This window comes from Bifidobacterium thermophilum (assembly GCF_002846655.1).
In the GTDB taxonomy this organism is placed as follows: domain Bacteria; phylum Actinomycetota; class Actinomycetes; order Actinomycetales; family Bifidobacteriaceae; genus Bifidobacterium; species Bifidobacterium thermophilum.
On record NZ_PCGX01000001.1, the window covers coordinates 231,679 to 255,712 of the forward strand.

The window sequence follows — 24,034 nt, forward strand, 5'->3', positions numbered from 1 at the left end:
GAAACGAAAAGCACCGACAAGACAATCATTGTGATACACGCCGAGGGCAACGGCGTCGCCCAGGCCATGGGATGGGCATGGGCGGATGAAAACACTCACAAATATGGCGGCGCCCCCCGCGGCACCGTCTACCTAGGCGCCCTCACCGGAATCCTGCAGGCGCTCCGCTCCCACACCGGCTCTCAGCGCCTCGCCATCAAAACCGACTGCCATCAGGCGATCGTCGCAATCGAAGCCGCACGATCGGGACATAAACCGACGACGCCATCCAGCCGCAAGAACTTCCCCCTCATCCAAGCGGTGCTTGACGAAATCAGCCACCACAACGCCCCTGTGTCTTTCCATGACATTGACGAAGAAACGCCTGTGATGGCGCTGAAAACCGCTCGGCTGTTTGCCCAACAGCAACTGCAGACCTTCGTCACCAACCCCAAACACGCGCCGACGGGAATTCCGCGCGAAACGATGGACGTGATGATTCGCCGTCGCCTCATCTCGAAAGAATCGATTGCGAAAGCCCAGCAGAACGCGAAGGCGTTGAACCAACAACAAACCGGCAAACCGGCACGGGCCAACAAACCTACGACCAAGCAAAACGCGACCAAGCAAAACAACAAGCTCACCAAACAAACTGAGACGCTACCAAACGTCGGCAAGAACAATGCCAGCACCATCCGCGACGGCAAAACGGCGAATGACGCCGTGGCATCGCGCAACAATGTCACGTCCAGCAACGTGACATCGAGCGCCCCTGCGCCAATCCATGCGGCCCATGCGGCGTCATCACAAGGTTCAGAAACGCCCACGCCGGCGCCCCACCAGCCCAACCCGGCACTCAGCGAGCCTGCCCCCAAGCCTGTCCCCGAGGTACCGGCACCGCCTCGCCCGCGTCACGCGGCCGTCGAAACGGAAGTGGACGAACCTCAGGAATCGCAACTGCTCGAACTGTTGCACAGCACCGTGCGCAATCTTCGTTCCAGCGCGAAAGCGTTGCAGGCCACGGCGCAGGCGTATGATTCCGCACTCAAGCGCGCCAAGGATGCCACGCCTGGACTTGACGGCAACCCTATCACGCCGCTGGCTGAGAAGCCGCTGCGCAAGGCTCGCAAGCACACGAAAGCCGCGGCATTGGAATACGAGAAAGCCGCGGAAGAGCTGGAACAATTCCTCAACAGCTATGGGGATACCGACAGCGTTTCTGCCCAGGAATCCCTGCATGCCGCGAGGTGGAACCAATGACAGGCGCGCATACCATCCATATCTCCACTGACGGCAGCTTTCTACTCGGGGCCCGCCCCGTGACCGGCTGGGCATGGGTGGACCACATCACCGGGCTGCATGATTGCGGCGGTTCCCTCGGCGGCAATATCCAGCTGGGCGAGTTATGCGCGATCTTGCAAGCATTGCGTTCGCATCCAGGCGCCGAAAAACTGGTGATCGAATCGGATTCGCGCGACGCGATTGAGTATTCCACGAAGCGCGAAAGCACATGGTCCCAAACCGGTTGGTTGAAGGACAACGGCAATCCCGCGCCATACTTCCTTTCGGTGATCCGTGCCATCCACATGGAGATGGAGGAACGCGAAGGCTCGATCGACTTCGTCTGGGTCAAGGGACACGCGGGCGACAAATTCAATGAGCAGGCCGACCAGTTTGCGCGCGGATACGCCACGATGTGCCGCGACTTCCACGCGCCGTCGAAGATTCCCTCCGAAGCGCAGATAGACCTGATGCGCGTGCCGCTGCAACTGGCAGGGCGTGTGATTCAAACCGGCACCGATGACATGATGCAGGCGCTCGACCCCGACAATTCCGCCGCCGCCAAGGCCGACGCCAATACCGTGGGGGTCGTTCCCGTGACGGTTCGCCACACGCCGGGCACGGACGACAATCATGACGCGTACAGCCCCACGGCAGGCGATACCGCGGATACCCACACCGCGGATGCCGCCGCCATAGATACCGCCGCTGCGACGCACGCGCAGCGAGTTGTGAGCTCAGAGCGTTCTGTGAACTCGCAACCTTCTGCGGACTTGCAGGAAGGACTCCTGCAAGCACAGTTGCTGTACGGCCTCACCGCCACGCTACGCAAGGCGACGCATGCGCAGCAAGATGCCGCCGAGCGTTATGCAAAGGCGGCGAGCATCCCGCCCTCTGCGCGCGTGGCTGATGCCGAAGACAATCTCAAAAAGGCGGCGAAACGCCAGGAATCCCTCGCCCGAGTCATTCGTGAACTGGTCGAAACACTGATCTGATCCGACTGATCAACCCGTCCGACTGCCCCATCCAGACCATCCGATCGTCCCGCCCTCCGGCTGACTCACGACCTCCCCATTACATTGGTTAGTGGGCCCCGTGGCGCGGGACCCACTAACCAATGTAATGGTGGTTCCCGGACCCGTGGCGCTTCGTGCGGTGCGGGTGGGTGCCCGGGGGCGGCGGCTGTTCCTGTTCCAGGAGCTGTCGGCCAACAGGAAGACGCCGGCCGAGACCGGGGCCATGGTGGCCGAGGCGCTGACGTACGCGGACGAGCCCGACGAGACCCCTACCAGCACGACGAGCTGATCTGTGCGGACGACACGCCGGACGGGAAGCAGTCGATGGCGGCGGGGCATCGCGAGCTGGGGCTGAGGGGACGTCCCGCCAGGAAGAGCAACATGAGGCGCCTGAGCTACGAGTGGCTGGCCGGGCTGCACGAGATCGTGATAGATCCCGTGCGGTGTCCCTCGCCTACGAGGAGTTCCGGCTGAAGGAGTTCGAGCGCGACCGCGACGGCACGTGGGTGGACGAGATCCCGGACGGGAACGACCACTCGATCGACGCGGTGAGGTATGCGGTGATGGACGACGTGCCGAGGGGTGCGTAGGGGGATTCTCGACGGAGGGAGGTACTTCTGCCAGGCTATTCGATGACGGCTTCGTCGTTGGGGCCCGATGCGGTACCCTTCGACGGCGGGTCGTCCTTCTCATCCACAACCTGGACCTCGACCTTGATGGGCGCTGGCTTGGGAAGGAAGATCTCCAGTGCGTTCTTTGCTATCACCTGCGTGGTCGCGACGTCGAAGACGCCGCCCACGACCCCGCCGACCACGGGGAGCATGTCGACCAAGTTGATCGCGCCCTTCTCGCCGAACTTGGTGAGGAGGCGGAAGCCCACGCGCTGGTTGATCTTCACGAGCGCCTCCCCGGGGATCTTCTTGATGGCGTTGATGAGCATCTTCTCTCCGACGTTCTTCCCCACCTGCCTGGCGACGTCTGCCACGGCGTCACCGGCGAGGGCCATGTAGCAGAGGGTCTGCACCTGGTCGGAGTTGACGTCGTAGCCGCCCATGTACGCGATTGCGGCCACCATGCGCAGCTGCACGTAGAGGACACTGGAGAGATTCGCCGGTATCGCCACGGGCATGGTGATGAAGCCGCCGAGTCCCGTCACAAAGCCGGATGTCCCGCACTTGGCCACCTGCCACCGCACGAGGTCGTTCGCCGCTCCCCTCCGCGTGCTGTGCCTGTCGATGTAGTCTTCGGCGAACTCGCCGACGGGCTTGCTGACCTTTGGGATGCCCTGGATCACCGCGCGATACACGGCGTCGAGCACCTGTGCTGCCGTCTCCTGGGTAAGCGGTGACTTCCCCTTGCCATTGCCCTTCTCTCCCACGTCGAACCCCCTGACTGGATTGCCGGCTGTGACCGGGATGGATAATCTCCTCAACCAATCTTATAGGACAGAGGATACATGGAGAAGGACCTGTCGGGCGGGGACGGGTACTGAATGCCGGAGTGTGTGAGGGCGTACCTGTGGGGCGCGGGGTACTCGACGCGGGCGCTGGAGGATGTGGAGCCGCACGTTCGCGAGTGGGACCGCTGGATGAGGGCCGTTGGGGAGTTCTACGACTACCGGGACACGGACGGTTTTGGCAGAGTGTACCAGGTGCACCGGCGCACGATCATGCCGGCGATGCGGGTGTGCCGCGAGTGGGGGTCTCTGCTCCTGGACGAGAAGACCGTGGTGGCGTGCGAGAGCCAGGCGTGCACGGACTGGCTGGACTCGCTCCTCTCGTCCACGAACTTCTGGGGAAGGGCCCAGGGACGGTGGTCCGGGCGTTCGGGCTGGGAACGGGCGCGTTTGCCGTGTGGCTGGACGTGGGGCGGCGCCTGGTGCGCGTGAGGCACTACGACGCGCGAATGGTGGTGTCGCTGTCCTGGGACGCGGAGGGCGTGCGTGAGTGTGCCTTCGTCACGAGGTGCTTCTCGCGCGGTGCGCTTCTCGACCAGCTGCAGATGCACGTGGTGGGCAACGACGGGGCCTACCGGACCCGCACGGTCTGCTTCGACGGCGACGGGCGCGAGGTGGCGGTGCCGGGCGTGGCTGCGGACGTGGCGACGGGCTCCGTGGGCCCGACGTTCGGAATCGTGCGGCCGGCGGTGCCGAACACGCGGGTGGACTTCTCGCCTTATGGGCAGAGCGCGTTCGCCGACGCCGTCGATGCGGTGCAGTCGGTGGACCTTGCCTACGACGCGCTCATCAACGAGGTGGACGCGGGCAAGATGCGGGTGTTCCTTTCCGACGTGATGTTCGACCAGAAGAGGACGAAGGACGGGAGGCGCGTGCCCATCCCCTTTGGCAAGGGCGACTGCACGGTGCTCCGCAAGGTGATGAGCACGGAGGACACGATCCAGGAGTTCGCGCCGGCGCTGCGCACCGAGGCGCAGGGCAAGGCGTTCCGCCTGGCGCTGCAGGTGCTGGGCGACCTGGTGGGCCTGGGGACGAACTACTTCGACCTGGACAACGTGGGCTACGTGAAGACGGCCACGGAGGTCTCGAGCGACAACAGCGCCCTCATACGCAACGTCCGCAAGAACGAGAACGCGCTGGAGGGCGCGCTCGCGGGCGTCGCGCACGCCCTTCTCGCCTGCGCGCGGCACATGGGCGAGGGACTCCCCGACGAGGGCGTCGTATCCGTGATATACGACGACTCCATCGTGCAGGACACCGCCTCCGAGAAGCGGCAGGACATGGACCAGGTTTCGGAAGGCCTGATGACGCGCGAGAAGTACCGCAGGAAGTGGTACGGGGACGGGGCGTAGGGGACAGGGCGAGCGCCTCGCGGAAGGCGGCGTCATCCCGGTCGACGCGGACGAGAGCGAGAGACCTTATGGCTCGTGCGGCGTGCGCTGTGAGAGCCGTGGCGGACCTCCCGGGAACGAGAACCCTGCGACAGAGGGTCGCAGGTCCATCTGGGACGCGAGCCTGGAGGAGTCTCGTCTGGAGCTTGGCGACGCCGGTGTAGGCAAGGCGGACTCCCAGGTCCAGCGACTCGCTGTCGGCCGTCCCACCCCACCATCCCGCACGCCACTGGCACCGAGGCCCGAGCCGCAGTCGCGGGAGCGCCACCTGCGCGGAGCCTGGCTGCCGTAGGCCCGCACGCGAAGCCATGCCCGCGGAGGAGTCCCCGGCCGCCCCGTGCGACTCTCCGGCGCGCGGAGGCCCGTGGCACGCGCGCCCCGGCGGAACGCCCGTAGCGGACGTGACTGCGGCGCCCCGACGACGTCACCACCTGGCGTGCGGGATGGTGGGGTGGGAAATGGCTCTTCTCGTCCTTCACGTAGGGAACATTCCAGAATCCGAGGATCTCCGCGATGTCACCGATGAACAGGTTCTCCGCATCCCCGCGAAGCGTGTCGGCCACGTCCTCGAGAGAGTAGTCCTCGGTCTCGCGGAACGTGATGGTCGTCTCACGGGCGGGCGCGTCGTAGCAGAACTGCGTGATGTCGCCACTGCCGGTCTCCTTCACGAATGCCTCTCCTGTGTCGAGACGACCATACTCTAGCGTCCCGGTCTCATCGCCGTACTCGAATGTGTAGGTACTTCTCATCCCCATGTTGCTGCCCCCTTGACCTTAGTGGTTTGGTTTGTCAAGGCTACAGGGTCTGAGTCAGTAGTCGACGCACACTGCGGCGAGCGGTGGTAGTCCAAAACGTTCTTCTCTCTCACAGCGGGCTAACTGTTGTTCTCGCATTGATCTGTCCATAGCATCTCCGGCTCGTTGAGTGGTTTTTCTCTCTCGCTCTGGCAGAGGGACCTTATTCGGCGAGTGGTACCGCCCTCCACGATTCTCCTAATGGCTACATCTGGCGAATTTTGCTGCTCATCCTCTGATGAACCAGCGTTACGTTTACGTGCTAACCTAATGGTGGAATTTATGCACTTTTATTTCATTTCGCCTAGGTTTGTGAGGAGCCGAATGAAGTACGCTGAGCTTATCGGGGGCGGTGCAAGCACGTCCCAACGCCAGGACTTCCTCGCAGAGGGTGACCCCACCCCTATTACGCTACGGGTTCCCAAGAACCTCAAGGATGTGGCGGCCGAGACGGCCCGACTGCCCGGCATCAGCTTCTCTGCTTTCGTGCGGTCGTGCATCATCAATGAACTCGCCGGAAGGGACTAGTTACATGTCCGAACAAAATGATTGCGCAGTTGTAAAGCTCACTCCCAGCGAGATCAGCCGTGTCCATTCGGAAATCGTCAGCTTCATTTGGGGCATTGCGGACGACTGCCTTCGCGATGTATACGTACGGGGAAAATATCGTGACGTAATCCTTGTCATGTTCTACCTGACGCCAAGCCCGAACAACGCCAAGGCCGCTGAGCTCTTTGACAAGAACATCTTCAGCGTGACGAGACAGCTCCGCTACTCGCAGGACGCCAGCAAGCTCGCGCTGGACATGTGCATCTTCATCAACGGGCTCCCCGTGATAACCATGGAGCTCAAGAACCAGCTCACCAAGCAGAACACCGATGATGCCGTGGCGCAGTACATGGCGGATTGCGACCCGCACGAGACGCTCTTCAGCTTCAAGCGGTGCATGGTGCACTTCGCCGTCGATGACGCCACGATTCAGTTCTGCACGAAGCTCGCGAAGAAGGACAGCTGGTTCCTCCCGTTCAACAAAGGCTACAACGACGGCGCCGGAAACCCACCCAATCCTGACGGGCTCATGACCGACTACCTTTGGAAGGACATCCTCACCAAGCGAAAGCTCGCTCGAATCATCGAGAATTACGCCCAGGTCGTGACTGACGTGGATCCCGATACTGGCAAAAAGACCGTGAAACAAATCTTCCCGCGCTACCACCAGCTCGATTGCGTCGAGTCTCTTCTCGGGGACGTGAGCCAGAACGGTATCGGCAAGCGCTACCTAATCCAGCACAGCGCAGGCAGTGGCAAGTCGAACTCCATCGCCTGGCTCGCGCACCAGCTCATCACGCTCGAGCGTTTCGGGCGACCCATGATCGACTCGGTGATCGTCGTCACCGACCGGCGCATCCTGGACAAGCAGATACGTGACACCATCAAGCAGTTCATGCAGGTACGAAACACGGTCGTATGGGCGGAGCGCTCCGGCGAGCTCTCGCAGGCCATCACGGAGGGCAAGCGCATCATCGTGACCACCATCGAGAAGTTCCCCTACGCGCTGCCCAAGCTCGGCGAGGAGCACAAGGGCAGGAAATTCGCCATCATCATCGACGAGGCGCACTCCGGCCAGAGCGGCAAGAACTCGGCGGAGATGAATCTCGCCCTATCCGGGCTCGCTTCCGATGACGATATGGATAACGAGGACAAGATCAACGCGATGATGGAGGGGCGCAAGCTCCTCACCAACGCGAGCTACTTCGCCTTTACTGCCACGCCAAAGAACAAGACACTTGAGACCTTCGGGACGCCATTCGAGGACGGAGGCGAGACCAAGTTCCGCCCCTTCCACGTCTATACAATGAAGCAGGCCATCCAGGAGGGCTTCATCCTGGATGTGCTTGCTCACTACACGACCATCGATAGCTACTACAAGCTCATGAAGACCGTCGAAGACGACCCCATGTTCGACAAGAAGCGCGCTCAGAAGAAGCTTCGCAGCTTCGTCGAGGGCAACAGCTTCACGATTGGCAAAAAGGCCGGCATCATCGTGGATCACTTCCACGAGCAGGTCATAGCCAAGGGGAAGATTGGCGGGCAAGCGCGGGCCATGGTCGTCACCGCGAGCATTCCGCGCTGCATCGAGTACTACTACGCCATCAACAAGGAGCTCGCGAAGCGACACAGCCCCTACAAGATCATCGTCGCCTTTTCGGGCGAGCACCGATACAACGGCCAGGAGCCCGCCGTGACTTCGGCGGAACTCAACGGCTTCCCCGACGGCAAGATACCGAAGATGTTCAAGCAGGACCCCTACCGCATCCTCGTTGTAGCAGACATGTTCCAGACCGGCTTCGACGAGCCCCTGTTGCACACCATGTACGTTGACAAGGTTCTCGCCGGCATCAATGCCGTGCAGACGCTCTCACGCCTCAACAGGGCCTATCCTGGTAAGCTCGACACCTTCGTGCTCGACTTCGCTAATAAGCCCGAGGACATCCAGCGTGCTTTCGAGCCCTACTACCGCACAACCATCCTCTCCAGTCAGACCGACCCCAACAAGCTCTATGACCTCGTGGCTGCCATGGACGAATACCAGGTCTTCAACGACGATGACGTTAGGACCGTTGTGGACTTGTTCCTAGGAGGGGCAGAACGAGATAGGCTCGATCCCGTCCTCGATGCCTGCACGGTACTCTACAAGCAGCTCGAGATCGACGACCAGATTGAGTTCAAAAGCGCCGCAAAGGCTTTCGTTCGTACTTACGGGTTCCTCGGGGCCATCCTTCCCTACGGCAACGCCGACTGGGAGCGGCTCTCTATCTTCTTGAACCTCCTTATCCCGAAGCTGCCGTCGCCGAGGGAAGACGATCTCTCGGAGGGAATCCTCGAGGCAGTTGATCTCGAGAGCTACCGCAACGAGGCGCGCGAGTCCATTGCAATTAAGCTCGCCGACGAGGATGCCGAAATAGACCCCGTGCCGACGGGCAACGGTGCCCACATCGACGTACCCGAGATGGACCCCCTGTCCGTGATACTCAGCGACTTCAACGACCTCTTTGGCAACATTGACTGGAACGACGCTGACAACGTACGCAGGCAGATCCTCGAGATTCCGGCGATGGTCTCCCGCGACGAGAAGTACCAGAACGCCATGCGCAACTCCGACGAGCAGAGCGCCCGCATGGAGAGCGACCGCGCCCTTCTTCAGGTGATCCTCGACATCATGGGCGACAACATCGAGCTGTTCAAGCAATACCAGGACAACCCATCATTCAAGAAATGGCTCTCTGACCTGGTATTCAATCTGACGTACAACCGGGAGGGAAAGCCGTATGAGCCGCCTGAGCAGACGAAAGACTAGCGAATGAGTATGGGGTATCGATTTATCTCCACAGAGAAGGGCACGCCCGATGGCAACAGGGCAGAGACTTGTGCCTTGTTGCATTTGATGTGCTTTGCCCCCGAATGCAACCAAATCGACCAGTTTGCAATCGACTGCTTCAACGATGTCACGGGCATGGATAACCCCTGCATTACCCTGCATGACGTTCAATCAAAGGCTGGAACAAACATAACCCCGGGCAAGCTAGGTGAGTACCTCGCTACGCTCTTCGAGAATTGCGTGAGCGAGTTCTCGCAGTACTTTGTCACACTCACGTTATTCATAGGGGGCGTATCCTCCACAACACTCCAAGATCCTACGCTTACCGAGTTCGTCTTCCACCACCTTCAGCCTAAGGCCCAAGCCAGCGTCCGTGACCACCTAGAACGGGCTTGTCGGAAAAGGGATAATGACATTCCCGACGAGCTCATTAACGACGACAATATCGATGACTTCCTCAGCCGGGTAAGATTTGTCATCGCAAAGAAAGATGAAACTGAATACATCAGGGCCCTTGCCCACAACTCTTCCGCCATCTTGCCTGACCGAAGGACACTATTAAACATCTTCGGGCAGATACGCGACCAACAGTCATCTCTTAAGAATCGGAAGGGCATCGCGGGAAAGGTCATAGGAAGGCCTGATGCCGTCATGGACTTTGGGCGCATCATGTCGGCCCGTCAAATAAGGCTGCTGGTAATTCAGCGCCTTCTCAACATGGACTTCCTGACGAAGGATTCTCCCGATAGCTTTCGTCCCTACCTCAACTCGCTTCCACCAGAAATGCGATCCGAGGATGTTGAAGAGGATTGTCGAAACGAGCTTAATCTCCAGTACTTCGATAAGAACAACAAGGACGCCTTCTGGCGGCTTCTGGACAAGGTTGTGACCGTCTTACAGGATGAACCCGATGCCGATATCCAGGATGTTTATAGCCGAATCGACAATGACACCTTGGCCTCCTGCACCCGCCTCACTCGCCGATCGCATTTGTACTTCATTGCAACTATCAAGGATGGACTTCGCCCATGATCAACATCAAAGCAGTTTACATAGGCAACGAAACAGAATCCTACATACAGGACGGATTCACCAGCAACGGAGTGAACATCATCACCAGCGACGAGAACCATGTCGGCAAAACCATCGTCATGCAGGCCATCATGTATGCGATGGGTGCCGATGCGCAGTTCCCGGCCAGTTTCAAGAGCAAGCTCTACGTCTTCATTGTTGACCTTGAGGTCGATGGGCGTGAGGTATCTATCCTTAGAAACAAGGATTACTTCGTCGTTCTCGATAATGGAGCAGTCGCCCCAATTGAAGGTAAGGGCGATTTCGACGTCTTCTGGAACGAGCGCATCTCGCCTCTTCCGACCATCATCAAGGACGGCAGCCCAAGGTTGGTAGGGCTTCCTCTCTACACGCAGATGTCCTTCGTCCCACAAGCAGGCAGAAACACTGCACGTACCACTACGAGTTACTACAACAAAGATGACTTCATGGAGATGGTTTATTCCATCGAAGGGCTGAATGCTCGAACTTTGGATCCAAAGGCTATCGCCGAGCTCAAGTCCAGAAAGAGCGCTCTCAGGACCCGGAAAGGCGAGCTGAACAAGCAGGCGGCGTCTCTAAGGAAGATCGGCACCTCGCTTGCCGCGGTCAGTCCGACAGCCGACAGGGAGGAGACCGCCCGTTTTGTCGAACGGCTCAACACTCTGAAGAACTCCATCACCAGTCTAATGAACGAGCGCAGTCACGCCTACTCACGTCGCGCCAAAAATCAGGCCGTCCTAAAGGAGCTTAGGTCTCTAAACCGTAAGATAGAGGTCGGCTCCGTGGTCTGTCTGAACTGCGGCTCCGAGGCAATTGGCTACAAGCTCCCGGGCTCGGACTTTGTCTTCGACATCACCACGAGCGAGATGAGATCCCAGATCCTCGCGAGTGTCCAGCAAAAGATTGACGCCTACCAACAACAGATTGATGACCTTGACCGCGAGATTCGCGAGCTCCAGAGGCAGTTCAACATGCTGGCCGACTCCAGAGAGCTGACCTTGGAGGATATCTATGCCGCTCGTACAGACTATGCCGATATCGAAGAGGTAGATCGAGAGCTCAGCGAGGTCTCCGATCAGATTGATGACATCGACGAGCAGCTAAAAGAGGCAAAAGAGGTAGACAGGCAGCTCTCTGAGGACAGGGCAGCCTTCAGGGATTCCGTGCTTGGAACCATGAATGTGGTACGCCGTACCATAAACGATGAACCCACCGCTGAGGAATACACCGGCCTCTTCACGACTGCTGCGAACCCCTATATCGGTAGCGAATCCTCCGAGTTCTACCTTGCACGAACCTATTCGCTTGCCACGCACGTTCATCATGGCATGCCCATTGTTATCGACTCATTCCGCGCCGAGGAGCTATCAACCGGCCGTGAGGAAAGGACCCTGCCTCTGTTCATCGACCTTCCGAACCAGGTGATTTTTAGCGCCACACTCAAGGGCGAGGAGGTTGGAAAGTACCGCGGGCGCGAGGGCATCAACAACATCGACTACACTGGCTACGCTCAGAACAAGCTGCTTTCCGACCACGACAACGAACGTTTCCTGGCCAAGGTCGCCTGCTTCGGGGTCAAGTTGAACAGCTGACCTCTTCTTGTGACACCCCAAGACAATGCCCGTACCTAGAAGGTGCGGGCATTTCTCTTTGTCCGCACGACGCGGAAAGGCGGTCGCAATGGAGGGTGAGTCCAGTGGCGTGCAGCAGGCGCAGGGCCAGGTCGAGCAGGGCGAGAACCAGCAGCAGAACGGGTAGGAGCAGAACGTCGACACGCAGCAGAAGCAGGGCCAGCATGCGCCCCAGAAGGACCAAGTGAGCGGGGGCGACGGCACCGACTACGTCGCACAGCTCAAGGCCAAGGACACCGAGATCGAGGCGCTCCAGGCGACGGAGAAGCTCGGCAAGGAGATTGCCGACCTCAAGGCCCATCTCGCCGAAGAGCGCACGGAGTTCGCGCTCAGAAGCGCGGGCGTCCGCTCCGTCACCGCCGCGAAGGCGCTCCTGGCGGAGCGCGACGGCGACGTCGCCGCGCTCGTGAAGGCCGAGCCGTGGCTCTTCGACGCCGGAGGCTCGGGCAAGGGCGGCGCCACCGGTCTGGAGCCGGCCGGCGCATCCGGTGGCTCTGACGACCAGTACATGAAGCGCTGGGAGAGGATCGCAGGCCTCGCCGACAAGGGCAAGGAGGGCTAAGGCATGGCCAACAACATCGCAGCTATCAAGAACTACGCGACCATCCTCGACCGCGTCTACCAGCGGGAGGCGACGAGCTCGTGCCTGAACTCGCCCGCACGCATGGCACGCGCGGGGCGCAACGCGAAGGAGATCATGATCCCGAAGATCTCCGTCTCGGGCCTGGGCGACTACACGCGCAACGTGGGCTACAAGACGGGCTCAATCGACTTCGCCTACGAGACGAAGGCCTTCAACTATGACCGCGGCATCAAGCTCTTCGCCGACGTGATGGACGTCGAGGAGGCTGGCGTCCTGGACTGCTTCGTGCAGGCGGGCGCCGAGCTTGAGCGCACGCAGGTGGCGCCGGAGGCCGATGCCTTCACCTACGCGACCATCGCCTCGCACGAGGGCGTCTCGGTGACCGAGGCCGACCTCTCGAAGGCCAAGACGACGGACGTGCTGGGGGCACTGCGCAAAGTGACGAACACGATGGACGAGGCCCAGGTGACGCCGGGATCGCGCTACCTGTTCATCACGCCGACGCTCAAGGGCGTGCTCGACGACTACTCGCTCGCGAACCCGAACATGAGCAGCCGCAGGTGCGCTTCTACACGAAGATCAGCCTCAACTCCGGCGACTCTGAGAAGTTCGGCTACGCGAAGGCGGCGGACGGGCGCGCCATCAACTTCATGGTCGTGGAGAAGTCCGCGGTCATCAAGTTCGACAAGCACGTCGCGAGCAGGGTCTTCAGCCCGGACGAGCTGGAGAACCTGGACAGCTTCATGATGAAGTGCCGCAAGTACGGCATCGTGGAGCTCATGGACAACAAGCTCGCGGGCGTGGCCGTGAGCGCGGCACCGGCGGCGTAGCGCCATGGTGTTCCCGCAGGCATCGGGCGTCGTGGGCGGGGCTGCCGCGGCCGGCCCCCTCCTTCGCCTTCTACCAGGACTCGTACGGCGGTTCCCTCGACGCGGCGTCCTTCTCGGAGGCCATGCCCGCCGTCCTGAGGTGTGTGCGCGAGTTGTGCGGCGGGGCCGCGGACGACGGCCTGGAGACCGCCGACCTCGAGGCCTGGGCGCGCGCCTGCTGCGCCGCCGCCGAGGCGTTCGTCGAGTTCGGCGAGGGGCGTGTGGGCGGCTACGCGATAGGCGACTTCAGGGTGACGAATTACATGGAGAAGTGCGCCACCGGCCTGGAGGTGGCGCGCGCGCTCGCGGCGGGCGACCTGGTCCGCATCGACTGCGGCACCCAGACGACCGCGGTGAACGGCGCCGACGCGACGGCCGACGTGACCCTGGGGAGCGACTTCTTCGGCCTCGCGCCGGGGCGCGCCGCGCTGGCGTTCGAGGGCTGCTCTTCTCACCTGGCTTCTTGGCGGGAGAGGTGGGCGTGATGGGGTTCCGACCCTGTACCTGTTCGACCGCCGGGACGAGCGCGTGGGCGTGCTCGTCATCCTGGGCTCGGTGACGCACGTCGAGGAGCTGGGCGGCGAGGACACGTTAGAGTTGGCATGCGCGAAGGCGCCCGGCAAGGGCGACCGGATCGTGTGGCGCGACCCCGAGACCGGCGCCTAGCGCGAGCACGAGATCGTGCGCACCAACGAGGCCGAGGACGGCTCGTGCCGCGTGTACGCGGAGTCGTCGCTCTGCGAGCTCCTGCGCGACTACGTGGAGGAGGAACAGCTGGCGAGCAGGACCGCCGCGCAGGCGATGGCCGCGGTGCTCTCACACACGCGCTGGTCGCCCGGCGAGGTCGGCGTGGGCGACGCCAGGCGTGGGGCGCTCCTCTACCACACGAACGCGCTCGCGGCGCTCCGACGCGTCGAGTCGGTGTATTTCGTCAAGTCGGTGTGGGATGGAGAACTCGAGTGCTCCTGCGAGGTCTGAGCGGCAGGGTCGTGAGGCTCGCCATCGCCCTCCTCCTCTCCTCCTCCCCCCCCCACCGGGGCGGTGGAGGGGGCGGGTTCTGGTGAACGTCGCAACATCCTGGGATTCGGAAGGAATCGTAACATGGTGTACGAGTTCGACGGGACCAAGTACGGGAATCTGCGGGACATGCGGGCGGCGAGATGCGTGAAGTGCCTGGACCTGGTGCGCGGCGGCATGAACTTCACCCGGGCCGCCCGCGCGGTCGGTGTGTCCAAACGCACCGGGAAGGTCTGGCGTAACGGCAGGACACGTCCCACCGGCCGCAACGAGCGGCCGCTCTCGGACCGGTGCCGTGGTGACATGGACAAGTCCAGGCGGACCGACGCCGGATGCCTGTGCATGGACGAGCGCATCGCCATCGCCGGCATGCACCGCGCCGGCAGCGGCGTCCGCGCCATCGCCCGGGCCCTCGGCAGGGCGCCCAGCACCATCAGCCGCGAGCTGCGCCGCAACGCCGACGACATCAGCGGCGTGTACGGGCCGCACCGCGCCCAGCAGATGGCCACCCACCGCCTCAAACGCCCCAAGCCACGAGTGTTGCGTTGCCCGATGGAAAGCGGACGCTATGAAATCGGCGCAAGCGGGCAAACGTATGAGCGACCGTGATATCATCGCCTGCCTTGTCGAACGGTACGAGCGCGCGCTGGTCGTCCGGCAACGGCTTGACCGTAATCTCAGCCAACTTGCTGACACACTCGGGGTGAAACAGCCCGCTGACACGGCATCGGCGGATGAACACGATGGCGCCGCTCCGGCGTCCCAACAGGACGATGAAGCTTCGCATCACACGGATGTTTCCGGTCAGGTTATCGCGCGTCAGGCCAGGCGCATTATCGAGCTTGAGCAGACCTTCGCACAGCTGCGCGGCGGTATGCGCCAGGGAAAGCCGCACCGCCGCAGCGTTGTGTAATGATGCACGATGGCGCGCTTGCCGTTGCATATGCGATTATTCGCCGTTACGCATCGTTGCGCGTATGGTTGCCGTTGGACAGGAGTAGGGTTGAGAACATTATGACTTCTTCTGAACATTCCTCTTCTGAGAGCAACGCGAACGTCGGCGGCGCGAAGGCGGACGCTGCACAGGCCAGCGGCGCGAAAACCGCTCATACGCAACCTAGCAGCACGCACACCGCCAGCGCTTCCAGCCGCCCGGCGGGTACTGAATCCGAGCCCCGCGACAACGCCCGCATCGCCTCCGTCGAAAGCCTGGACAAGGGCAACGAGATGGAACGCGGGCTGACCAACCGCCACGTGCAGTTCATCGCCATCGGCGGCACCATCGGCACGGGCCTGTTCCTCGGCTCCGGCAAATCCATCGCACTCACCGGCCCGAGCATCGTCCTCGTGTACATCGCGGTCGGCGCGATCATGTTCCTGCTCATGCGCGCCATCGGCGAAATGATGTACCGCGACCCCAGCCAGCACACCTTCATCAACTTCATCGACCGGTATCTCGGCCGCGGCTGGGGCAGATTCGCCGGCTGGTCGTACTGGATCGTTCTCGTGCTCATCGGCATGACCGAAATTACAGCGGTCAGCACGTATTTCGTCACGTTCTTCCGCACCTTCGGTATCGAGCTGGGTGCGTGGAAATGGCTGATCGAGCTGTGCTTCCTTGCGGCGCTCACCACCATCAACCTCATCGCCGTCAAAGCGTTCGGCGAAGCGGAATTCTGGTTCTCGATGATCAAGATCACGCTTATCGTCGCGATGATCGTCACCGCCGTCGTCATGGTGGTCATCCACTACCACTACCCGTCCGTCCACATCCCTGGCTCGGACGGTGTCAGCCCCGCCGGGCATGCCGGCTTCGACAACCTGTGGAACGGCTTCTCCTTCGCGCCCAACGGCTGGCTGGCCTTTCTCATGAGCTTCCAGATGGTGTTCTTCGCCTACGAAATGATCGAATTCGTCGGCGTCACCGTTTCCGAAACCCAGAACCCGCGTAAAGTGCTGCCGAAGGCAATCAACGAGATCATCATGCGCGTGCTTATCTTCTACGTGGGCGCGCTGCTGGCGATCATGGTAATCGTGCCGTGGCGCAGCTTCAAGCCCAACGCCGACGGCTCCTTCGCCTCGCCGTTCATCATGGTGTTCCGCTACGCGGGCCTCGACTGGGCCGCCGCGCTCGTGTTCTTCGTCGTGATCACCGCCGCGTCCAGTGCGCTCAACTCGCTGCTCTACTCGGCCGGACGCCACCTGTACCAGCTCGCCGTGGACTCGCCGTCGCCGCAGCTCAACAAGCTTGGTGTCGTCTCAAGCCGCCGCGTGCCCGCCCGTGCGATCCTGGTATCCGCCGCGCTGATTCTCCTGTCGCCGATCATCAACGCGTTCCCGAAGATGTCCAGTGCGTTCGTGCTGTTCGCCAGCGCATCCAGCGCGGTGATCATCTTCATCTACATCCTCACGATGATCGCGCACGAACGGTATCGTCGCTCGCCGGACTTCATCGTCGACGGCTTCCTGATGCCCGCCTACCGGTTCACCGATGCGCTCGCGATTGCGTTCTTCGTGTTCGTGTATGTGACGCTGTTCCTTGCTGCGGACACGCGCGGCCCGGCCATCGCCGGACTGGTGTGGCTGCTGGTGTTCGGCGGATACTGCCTGCTGCACGAGCGCTACCAGAATCGCGACTTGCAGGAGGCGCTGCGGTAGGCGGTTGCGGTGCGGCTTGCGGGCGTCTGCAACACGGCCAGCCCACCTCACTCTCACAGGAGGAGGCGCTGCGGTAGGCGGTCGTGGTGCGGCTTGCGGGCGGTGCCGGTGGGCTGATTTGGGTTGACCGGACGGCTGAATGAATGATGTTTTCCGTTGGAATCTGGGAGTTCAGGCCGGTCCGATTTTTTGGGCGGTGTTCTCCCGGAAGAAGTTGCGGATATTGCGATTCGCCGATGTTTTCCCACTCGAATCCGGGAGTTTGTGAGCATTGCGTGCTTCTGGGCAATATCTCCCAAATGAGAATGTTGGAATTCCGCGGTTCTTGAATTTGCCCTGAAATAGCTATATGGGAGAACACCATCGGATTCGCGTATTCGTGATAATCTCCCACGAAAAACCGGGAGTTGTTCTTCTGGCGACAGGCTGATGGACGTTCTCCCGCAGTCCATGTGAGTTCAGTCGGGCATATGGCCCGATGGCATCGGCCGCGTATGCTTCGTGCGGGAATTTCTTGTCTGCTGACGTCTGTCAGCCCGGTCTGTTCTCGCTGTTGTGAATCGGCAATCGATGAGAAACCGTACTGCGACTTGCCGGCTGTGTCGAGTGGAATGTATGCGGTCGGCGGTCCCAGCCGGCAATCTGCGTTAACCTTAACCCACGATTTGCATAAGTCCTAACCCATGATTTGCATAAACCCTAACCCACGATTTACATAGGTCCTAACCCACGATTTACATAAATGCACTCAGTGATTGACGGGTATCTCGCGTATCTGTGGTGCCTGCCAAGCGCAACTTCCTGAACCGGATGGGCAAAGGCATGATTCTGCATGCGGCGGTGGCGGACAATCAGCGTTGAGTGACTGCCACCGCCACATGCCTGAGCGGCGCGCTCAGTGCAGGTAATCCGCTGCGTTCGTCGGGCTTGACGGTACGGCATGGCCTTCGGTCACCGTGCCCAGCCCGGACAGGTACGCCTCGCGCCCCGCCTCGATTGCATGCTTGAACGCCCTCGCCATGAGCGGAATATTCCCGGCGCTCGCGATGGCCGTGTATGCCATCACCGCGTCCGCGCCCATTTCCATCGCTTCGGCGGCCTGACTCGGCCGGCCGATACCGGCGTCGATAATCACCGGCACGTGCGCGTTGGCGATGATCACTTCGATGAAATCGCGCATCCGCAGCCCCTTGTTCGAGCCGATCAGCGAGCCGAGCGGCATGACGCATGCGGCACCCGCCTCCTCGAGTTGCCGTGCGGCAATCGGGTCGGGGAACATGTATGGCATGACGACGAATCCTTCGTTGGCGAGGATTTCCGTGGCTTTGATGGTTTCGCGGTTGTCCGGCAACAGGTATTTCGTCTCATGTTCGATTTCGATTTTCACGAAATCCGTCTGGCATACTTCGCGGGCGAGCCGGGCGATGCGCACCGCGTCTTTTGCGTTACGCGCGCCGGACGTGTTCGGCAGCATCGTGATGTCCTTGGGAATGTAGTCGAGCAGGTTGTTGTCGGTGGTGCGGCAGCGGCGCAACGCCATGGTGACAATCTGCGTGCCTGCGTTCTCGATGGTCGCCTTGATGAGATTCAGATCGTACCGTCCCGATCCCAGGATGAACCGGCTGGTGAACTTGTGCCCGCCGAGGATCAACGGGTCGGATTCGCCGGTGGCGATGGAATCATAGGCGTGCGCGTCCGGCTCGGGCAGAATCGCGGTGTTGGTCGCGGTTCCGACTAGTTCGTCGAGGCTGGGTTCAGCGTTGTTTTGCGCTGTTGCGTTGTCGGTTGTAGTACTCATGAGTGTGCTCCTGTGTGTGAGTTGGTGGTGTATGCGTGCCCGTCGGTGTGCCGTTTGTGACGAACCGGCAGACACGCGTACAGGCCGCGATTATGCGTCCTCTTCGCCGAGGATTAGCCGCGTGATCATGTTGGCCTCATGGCAGGCGACCACGCCGACGCGCGGTGCCATGAGTCCGGCCCCCGGCTTGGGTGCGGTTTCGCCGTCACCGCAGAAGTAGAAGTTCCTGGACACCCGCTTGGTGCGCACGAGGTTCGAGCTGCGGTAACCTGCCATGCCGCTCGCGGACACGAGTTTCTTGTCCGGCAGATTTTCGAGCACCGCGTTGACGAGCAGAGTCTTGTTTTCCGGCACATCGAACGCCTCGCAGATGATGTCCTCGTGCTCGAACAGCGTCGGCACGTTTTCGTCGGTGACTTTTACGGTGTCGATGGTGATGTCGGTGAATGGGTTGATCTGCTTGAGGTTTGCTCGCAGCGCTTCGGTTTTGTACTGGCCGAGATCCTTGAGGAAGTACTGTTGGCGGTTGAGGTTGGTCATGTCGACGCGGTCGAAATCAATGAGGTGCAGGTGTCCGACGCCGATGCGCGTCAAGGCGACGGCGATGGTCGAGCCGAGCCCGCCGAGTCCGCAAATCGCCACATGCGCGGCGTCGAGTTTGTCTTGCGTGGCGGCGGTGTGCCGGTCGAGCAGGGCCGCACGAATCTCCTCGCGGCTGACGAGCGTGGTCGGGTCGGGCAGGCCATCGAAGGCTTGCTGTCGTGCGGCGGTTTGTTCGGGGGTTGCTGATGGTGTGAATGTCATGGTGTGCTCTGGTGGTCTGGTGGTTTGGCTGTGTGATTGGGGTGATCTTGGTTTGGGATTGGCGATGGTGATTTGGGAGCGGTGGTCGCGGTTGCTGCGGTCTGTGGCTGCCGGATTTGATGACTGGCCGTAGCCACAGCTTGCGATAGGCTTGGTAACCCGCTTGGCGTCAAGTCTGGCGTCAAGTCTGGCGACAAGCCTGATGGCTGGTTTGACGGCTAGTTGGCGCCCGACCCGCTCAGCCGCCTTGCACGAAGGTGACGATTTCGACGGTGTCGCCGTCGTGCAGCATGACTTCGCTGCGTTTGTTGCGTGGCACGATATCGCCGTTAAGTTCGATTGCCACGCGCTCGGGGCGCAGTCCGCGCTGCTCGATGAGCTCGGTGACGCTGATTGGCGTGTCGAGCGTCTCCTGCTGTCCGTTGACGATCATGATGATCCTTCCCGTTGGTGCTGCTCGTCCGTGGCTGTCCGCCGACCGGGCGCAAGCGCGTCCGCAAACCGGCATCCTGGCCTCGAAAGGCAATAAAAAACGGGTCACTGAAGAAATCGTACCTATTGGGCGGTGCGCTCCTTCATGACCCGGTCATGCTTGTTCTGTTATGTGTTTATTGTCGCGAACAGGATCCGTCTGATTCGCGTTCGGCACGATGATGATGGCGCCGCGCTCGCGACGGGGAAGGAAGCGTACGCACGCCGTCCGACCGTCGGTCGAATCATCGGGGATTGGGCAAACGCCAAGGGAAAATCACGGAACGAACAATCGCATACTTACGGCGGCATTACCCGCATCAAGTTGACGGTCGAAGTCGTGGCTTCCTCTCAGCCCTTGCGGGCTCCCGTTCGGTTGTGAGGCCATCCTAGGCAACGCCCCCGGACAAGCGCTGGCCAAGATGCCGGACAAGACGGAACAGCTTGTCCGGCGGTGTGTGTTGTGAGTGCATTGCATCCGCGGTGCTGTCCATCTGTCGCGTCTGCCCGTGCTTATTTTGCTCTCGGTCGTTGGTAGATGATTGTGACCGCTTGCAGATAGGATTCGGCTGAGAGACGAGGACGTGTGAGGAAAGTGGATTCCATGACGAACGATTGTTCCGGTCATCGGTGCCAATTGCCGGGATTGCAAGTGTTGCGTGCAGTGGCGTGCGCCGGAGTGTTCCTTACCCATACCTTGATCGATGGGTTGGATGCTTTGGGGTCGTCCGCTGTCACGATATTCTTCATGCTGTCCGGCTTCGTGCTGGTATATCAGTATCTTGGCAAGCACAGGTTGGCTGAACCGTCGTTAGTTGCGAACGTTCGATTCGCGGTGCATAAGCTGTGGAGGCTGTACCCGTTGCATGTCGCGATGATCTGCCTGATGGTGGTGATTATGAGAATTCCTCCGAACCAGTTGCATCCGGAGGATATCGCAGCGATTCCTGCTAGTATGCTGTTGGTCCAGTCGTGGGTTCCTGTCCGGAGTACGTTCTGGGGCGCGAATTCGGTGTCATGGTTTCTGAGCGATTTGTTGTTCCTGTATTTTCTGTTTCCGTGGATTCTACGCTGGTTTGAACGGCAGTCGGAGCTGCCGTTGCGGCAGACACGTCGTCGCGCGATGGCGGTTATCACTGTGATGTTGGCTGTGGAAGTCATCTTCGGGTTGCTGAGCACTTGTTTCCCTCACCCGGTCGGGGGAGAAACGCTCGGATTCTGGTTCATGTATATTTTCCCGCCGGCACGTATCCCTGATTTTATGATTGGGTGTGCGTTGGGGTATCTGTTCGTCAGAACGCAGGAATCGCCACATGAGAGTGTGCGTGACGGGTATATGCAGTCCAGCATGATGCAACTGTTTGCAGTGGTGCTGATGATGCTGGCGAACCTGCTGTTCGAGATTGCCCATCATGGTAAAGATGACTGGGTTGGGTACCGGATCATGCATGACGGCGTTTGGTATTCGGAGCTGTTGCCGTTTACGATGACCGCCGGATTGCTCATCTGGTCGTTTGCGCATACGCAGGGTGCAATGACCCAGATGCTCGACAGCCGCATGATGATGTTCTTGGCTGCGTTGAGCCCGTATTTCTATCTCATTCACCGTCCGGCTATGCTTGCCGTGCAAGTGGTGATTGCCAAGTTCGATGTTGGGGTCCTGATAGATTCCGTGCCATATATGGCCATCGTTATCGCGGTGTCGCTTGCATTGTCGTGGCTGTATTCCGTGATAATCAGGCGTCCGGTACGCTGGCAGTCTTTCGGCAGCGTGAACATTCGGCGATAAGGGGATTACTTGGCTTGTCCGGCGCGGTGTGGACAGTGGTGGTATGACTTTCGAAGACGATCAGACCCGGCGCGAGCACAACCGCGCGGTGGTGGATAAGTACCTGCATTCCGGGCATGGTGACGCGCTGCTGCACCGGCATGAGCTGTTCTGCGAGGATGGAATTTCCGGATTGTGGACATCGGATTCCGGGGAGCCGGTTTTCGCCCAGGGACGTGAGAATATCGCGAAATACGACGTGTGGTCATCGGAGCATTTCCCTGATTGGGCATGGAGCAATATCACTATTTGGACAACCGATGATCCCGACCGTGTGTGGGCCGAGTGCGATGGCGAGGGCAACATCAATCTGCCTGGCCATGACCCGGTGTTCTACCGCAACCATTTCATTTATTCGTTCGAAATGCGAGACGGGCTGATTTACCGCGAGCGTGAGTTCATGAACCCGATTGTCGAGATGCGGGCGCTGGGCATGCAGACCCCAACGATTGAACTCGGTGATTTCCCGAGCGACTGAGCGGGACGGAACGTACGGCGGCGGAATGCCGTGGCGCCGGGAGACATCGGGCGGCGCTTGGAGGCGGCGCGGAAACAGCGGAAGAACGGCGAGGTGAGGCGAATGGGCGAGATGGATAATCGGAGCGATTCGGGCGATACTGGCGATTTGGGTGCGGTGGACGGCGTGCGTAACGCGAAGGGTGAACGTGACGCGAACGGCGGACGTGACCTGCGCAGCGTACGCGACGGGCGGCTTGCGGGATTTGAGATTCCGCGCATTGGCATGGGGACGATGGCGCTCGCGATCGAGGGGCGTCCAGATCGTGAGACCGCCATTGAGACAATCCATGCGGCGCTTGATGAAGGTGTCCGGTATTTGGACACGGCGTGGTCATATTATCTGCCCAGCCGTCCGGGAACCGGCGAGCCGGAAGACCTCGGGTATGGCGAGCGGTTGGTTCGCGACGCGCTCGCTTCGTGGGATGGCCCGCGTGAGCGCGTTCTGGTCGCCACAAAAACTGGGTATCGGCGCACCTGCGAGGCGGTTGCGGCCGGCGGGAAGGCCGGTGCTTCCGGTGCTTCTGGGGCCTCCGCGGCTGATGTTTCCCGTGAAACACCCGACGCGAAGAACACCGCGAAGCCGGCCCGTCAGCATTTGCAGGCTGTCGGCAGTCGCTACGGTTGGATGGCGGATTCACGGCCGGAAACTATGATTCGTGACGCGAAGGAATCGGCGGCGCATCTCGGTGTAGAGGCGCTTGATTTGTTGTATTCGCACGGCCCGGATCCGGCGGTGCCGTACGCCGACCAGGTCGGAGCGCTGCGCGATTTGCTGGATGCGGGCGTCATCAGATATGCCGGAATCTCGCGCGTAAACCGAGAGCAGATTGATATCGCGCGTGCCATACTTGGCGACAAGCTGATCGCCGTGCAAAATCAGTTCTCGCCGTCGCACCCCGACCCGGAACATACGTTGGAATACTGCGAACAACTTGGATTGGCGTTCGTGTGCTGGAGCCCGCTCGGCGGGTTTCTTGACCCGGTTGATCAGCATGCGTACGACCCGTTCCGCGAGGTCGCCGCGAAACTTGGTGTCTCCCACCAGCGGGTGACGCTCGCCTGGGAGCTGGCGCAATATCCGCGTCTGTTCACCATCCCCAGCGCCCGCAACCCGCAGGAAATCCACGATTCCTTCGCTGCCACGCGGCTCGAACTCACCCCGGACGACCTTGCCCGCCTCAACGCCTCTGTCGCCGCCCGCCGGCAGGCGATGGCTGCTGGAATGTGATGCTGGTTTGCCAGTCACGGTCGTGCGTAATCTGAGGGAATGCTGCGACTTTACTGATGGGTGTGTTTCTGCCATATTTGCCACGAGTATAGAAAAGTATCGCAGTGTATAGCGTTGTATAGCGGTGTATAGGAATGTATAGCGCCGTATAGCGGTGTATAAGTCCGTATAAATCGGGATGTTCTGCCTGTCGGCCGCCGGTTTGCCGGACACGCCGCCCTCAATCGCAACTGAACATCATCGCTCGTCGGAACCGCGCAGCACCGCACAATCAGTCCG

The 24,034-nt window shown here is 60.8% G+C and carries 24 protein-coding genes; 20 read left to right on the top strand and 4 right to left on the bottom strand.

Annotated elements, in window-relative coordinates:
* Positions 1-30: 30 nt before the first annotated feature.
* From CQR48_RS00870 to CQR48_RS09070, 4 genes are all read left to right on the top strand, one after another.
* Complete coding sequence (locus tag CQR48_RS00870) at positions 31-1,239, top strand: hypothetical protein (RefSeq protein WP_101451651.1); 1,209 nt, start codon at positions 31-33, stop codon at positions 1,237-1,239.
* Positions 1,236-2,255, top strand: coding sequence for an RNase H family protein (locus tag CQR48_RS00875; protein ID WP_101451652.1), 1,020 nt, complete (start codon positions 1,236-1,238; stop codon positions 2,253-2,255). The genes CQR48_RS00870 and CQR48_RS00875 overlap by 4 nt, the downstream gene beginning before the upstream one ends.
* Before the next feature lie 145 nt (positions 2,256-2,400).
* A complete protein-coding gene (locus CQR48_RS09220; RefSeq protein WP_218971652.1) occupies positions 2,401-2,565 on the top strand; it encodes a hypothetical protein in 165 nt (54 codons plus the stop codon).
* Positions 2,566-2,719: 154 nt separating this feature from the next.
* Complete coding sequence (locus tag CQR48_RS09070) at positions 2,720-2,866, top strand: hypothetical protein (RefSeq protein ID WP_180334480.1); 147 nt, start codon at positions 2,720-2,722, stop codon at positions 2,864-2,866.
* Positions 2,867-2,901: 35 nt separating this feature from the next.
* Here the strand turns inward: CQR48_RS09070 and CQR48_RS00890 are convergent, their stop codons facing one another.
* Entirely contained in the window at positions 2,902-3,654 is a 753-nt protein-coding gene (locus CQR48_RS00890; protein WP_101451655.1) for an EcsC family protein, read from the bottom strand.
* A gap of 434 nt (positions 3,655-4,088) precedes the next feature.
* On the opposite strand from CQR48_RS00890, the gene CQR48_RS00900 reads away from it, so the two are divergent.
* The 13 genes from CQR48_RS00900 (at position 4,089) to CQR48_RS00960 (ending at position 17,107) form a co-directional block, all read left to right on the top strand.
* A complete protein-coding gene (locus CQR48_RS00900; RefSeq protein WP_143252440.1) occupies positions 4,089-5,084 on the top strand; it encodes a hypothetical protein in 996 nt (331 codons plus the stop codon).
* Between the two features lie 1,157 nt (positions 5,085-6,241).
* A complete protein-coding gene (locus tag CQR48_RS00910; protein ID WP_101451659.1) occupies positions 6,242-6,445 on the top strand; it encodes a YlcI/YnfO family protein in 204 nt (67 codons plus the stop codon).
* Positions 6,446-6,449: 4 nt separating this feature from the next.
* Entirely contained in the window at positions 6,450-9,275 is a 2,826-nt protein-coding gene (locus tag CQR48_RS00915) for a DEAD/DEAH box helicase family protein (RefSeq protein ID WP_244898862.1), read from the top strand.
* 3 nt (positions 9,276-9,278) lie between these two features.
* Positions 9,279-10,328: a hypothetical protein gene (locus CQR48_RS00920; RefSeq protein WP_143252441.1), complete on the top strand. Its 1,050-nt coding sequence runs from the start codon at positions 9,279-9,281 to the stop codon at positions 10,326-10,328.
* The gene (locus CQR48_RS00925; protein WP_101451662.1) at positions 10,325-11,941 is read left to right on the top strand and encodes a coiled-coil domain-containing protein; all 1,617 of its coding nucleotides are present in this window, start codon (positions 10,325-10,327) and stop codon (positions 11,939-11,941) included. Before CQR48_RS00920 ends, CQR48_RS00925 begins: the two co-directional genes overlap by 4 nt.
* A gap of 223 nt (positions 11,942-12,164) precedes the next feature.
* Positions 12,165-12,542, top strand: coding sequence for a hypothetical protein (locus CQR48_RS00930; protein ID WP_101451663.1), 378 nt, complete (start codon positions 12,165-12,167; stop codon positions 12,540-12,542).
* A gap of 3 nt (positions 12,543-12,545) precedes the next feature.
* Positions 12,546-13,310 (top strand): hypothetical protein, encoded by a 765-nt coding sequence (locus CQR48_RS00935; protein WP_218971653.1) that lies wholly within the window; start codon positions 12,546-12,548, stop codon positions 13,308-13,310.
* Positions 13,311-13,515: 205 nt separating this feature from the next.
* A complete protein-coding gene (locus tag CQR48_RS00940) occupies positions 13,516-13,917 on the top strand; it encodes a phage distal tail protein (RefSeq protein WP_101451664.1) in 402 nt (133 codons plus the stop codon).
* 43 nt (positions 13,918-13,960) lie between these two features.
* Positions 13,961-14,098, top strand: a complete 138-nt coding sequence (locus tag CQR48_RS09075) for a hypothetical protein (protein ID WP_180334481.1) — start codon at positions 13,961-13,963, stop codon at positions 14,096-14,098.
* A gap of 15 nt (positions 14,099-14,113) precedes the next feature.
* On the top strand, positions 14,114-14,410 hold the full coding sequence (locus CQR48_RS00945) for a hypothetical protein (RefSeq protein ID WP_101451665.1): 297 nt from the start codon (positions 14,114-14,116) through the stop codon (positions 14,408-14,410).
* A 123-nt stretch (positions 14,411-14,533) separates the two neighbouring features.
* A complete protein-coding gene (locus CQR48_RS09425; protein WP_101451666.1) occupies positions 14,534-15,058 on the top strand; it encodes a helix-turn-helix domain-containing protein in 525 nt (174 codons plus the stop codon).
* On the top strand, positions 15,045-15,362 hold the full coding sequence (locus CQR48_RS00955; RefSeq protein WP_143252442.1) for a hypothetical protein: 318 nt from the start codon (positions 15,045-15,047) through the stop codon (positions 15,360-15,362). The genes CQR48_RS09425 and CQR48_RS00955 overlap by 14 nt, the downstream gene beginning before the upstream one ends.
* Before the next feature lie 101 nt (positions 15,363-15,463).
* Positions 15,464-17,107 (top strand): amino acid permease, encoded by a 1,644-nt coding sequence (locus CQR48_RS00960; RefSeq protein WP_244898864.1) that lies wholly within the window; start codon positions 15,464-15,466, stop codon positions 17,105-17,107.
* Between the two features lie 895 nt (positions 17,108-18,002).
* Here CQR48_RS00960 and CQR48_RS00965 read toward each other — a convergent pair.
* From CQR48_RS00965 to thiS, 3 genes are all read right to left on the bottom strand, one after another.
* Positions 18,003-18,905, bottom strand: a complete 903-nt coding sequence (locus CQR48_RS00965) for a thiazole synthase (RefSeq protein ID WP_101451668.1) — start codon at positions 18,903-18,905, stop codon at positions 18,003-18,005.
* Positions 18,906-18,995: 90 nt separating this feature from the next.
* Positions 18,996-19,709, bottom strand: coding sequence for a sulfur carrier protein ThiS adenylyltransferase ThiF (gene thiF, locus CQR48_RS00970; protein WP_029576120.1), 714 nt, complete (start codon positions 19,707-19,709; stop codon positions 18,996-18,998).
* A 238-nt stretch (positions 19,710-19,947) separates the two neighbouring features.
* Entirely contained in the window at positions 19,948-20,142 is a 195-nt protein-coding gene (thiS, locus tag CQR48_RS00975) for a sulfur carrier protein ThiS (RefSeq protein ID WP_044092658.1), read from the bottom strand.
* A gap of 642 nt (positions 20,143-20,784) precedes the next feature.
* Between thiS and CQR48_RS00980 the strand changes: the two genes are divergently transcribed.
* The 3 genes from CQR48_RS00980 (at position 20,785) to CQR48_RS00990 (ending at position 23,755) form a co-directional block, all read left to right on the top strand.
* Positions 20,785-21,969 carry an acyltransferase family protein gene (locus CQR48_RS00980; protein WP_101451669.1) on the top strand — a complete coding sequence of 395 codons (1,185 nt, stop codon included), beginning with the start codon at positions 20,785-20,787 and terminating at the stop codon, positions 21,967-21,969.
* A gap of 43 nt (positions 21,970-22,012) precedes the next feature.
* A complete protein-coding gene (locus tag CQR48_RS00985; RefSeq protein ID WP_015449679.1) occupies positions 22,013-22,486 on the top strand; it encodes a PhzA/PhzB family protein in 474 nt (157 codons plus the stop codon).
* Positions 22,487-22,750: 264 nt separating this feature from the next.
* The gene (locus CQR48_RS00990) at positions 22,751-23,755 is read left to right on the top strand and encodes an aldo/keto reductase (protein WP_244898871.1); all 1,005 of its coding nucleotides are present in this window, start codon (positions 22,751-22,753) and stop codon (positions 23,753-23,755) included.
* Positions 23,756-24,034: the final 279 nt, after the last annotated feature.

Coding starts and splice junctions, on each gene's coding strand:
- CQR48_RS00875 (WP_101451652.1), top strand. CDS start 1,236: ATGACAGGCGCGCATACCATCCATATCTCCACTGACGGCAGCTTTCTA.
- CQR48_RS00910 (WP_101451659.1), top strand. CDS start 6,242: ATGAAGTACGCTGAGCTTATCGGGGGCGGTGCAAGCACGTCCCAACGC.
- CQR48_RS00915 (WP_244898862.1), top strand. CDS start 6,450: ATGTCCGAACAAAATGATTGCGCAGTTGTAAAGCTCACTCCCAGCGAG.
- CQR48_RS00920 (WP_143252441.1), top strand. CDS start 9,279: ATGAGTATGGGGTATCGATTTATCTCCACAGAGAAGGGCACGCCCGAT.
- CQR48_RS00925 (WP_101451662.1), top strand. CDS start 10,325: ATGATCAACATCAAAGCAGTTTACATAGGCAACGAAACAGAATCCTAC.
- CQR48_RS00935 (WP_218971653.1), top strand. CDS start 12,546: ATGGCCAACAACATCGCAGCTATCAAGAACTACGCGACCATCCTCGAC.
- CQR48_RS00940 (WP_101451664.1), top strand. CDS start 13,516: ATGCCCGCCGTCCTGAGGTGTGTGCGCGAGTTGTGCGGCGGGGCCGCG.
- CQR48_RS09425 (WP_101451666.1), top strand. CDS start 14,534: ATGGTGTACGAGTTCGACGGGACCAAGTACGGGAATCTGCGGGACATG.
- CQR48_RS00955 (WP_143252442.1), top strand. CDS start 15,045: ATGAGCGACCGTGATATCATCGCCTGCCTTGTCGAACGGTACGAGCGC.
- CQR48_RS00960 (WP_244898864.1), top strand. CDS start 15,464: ATGACTTCTTCTGAACATTCCTCTTCTGAGAGCAACGCGAACGTCGGC.
- CQR48_RS00965 (WP_101451668.1), bottom strand. CDS start 18,905: ATGAGTACTACAACCGACAACGCAACAGCGCAAAACAACGCTGAACCC.
- thiF (WP_029576120.1), bottom strand. CDS start 19,709: ATGACATTCACACCATCAGCAACCCCCGAACAAACCGCCGCACGACAG.
- thiS (WP_044092658.1), bottom strand. CDS start 20,142: ATGATCGTCAACGGACAGCAGGAGACGCTCGACACGCCAATCAGCGTC.
- CQR48_RS00980 (WP_101451669.1), top strand. CDS start 20,785: ATGACGAACGATTGTTCCGGTCATCGGTGCCAATTGCCGGGATTGCAA.
- CQR48_RS00985 (WP_015449679.1), top strand. CDS start 22,013: ATGACTTTCGAAGACGATCAGACCCGGCGCGAGCACAACCGCGCGGTG.
- CQR48_RS00990 (WP_244898871.1), top strand. CDS start 22,751: ATGGGGACGATGGCGCTCGCGATCGAGGGGCGTCCAGATCGTGAGACC.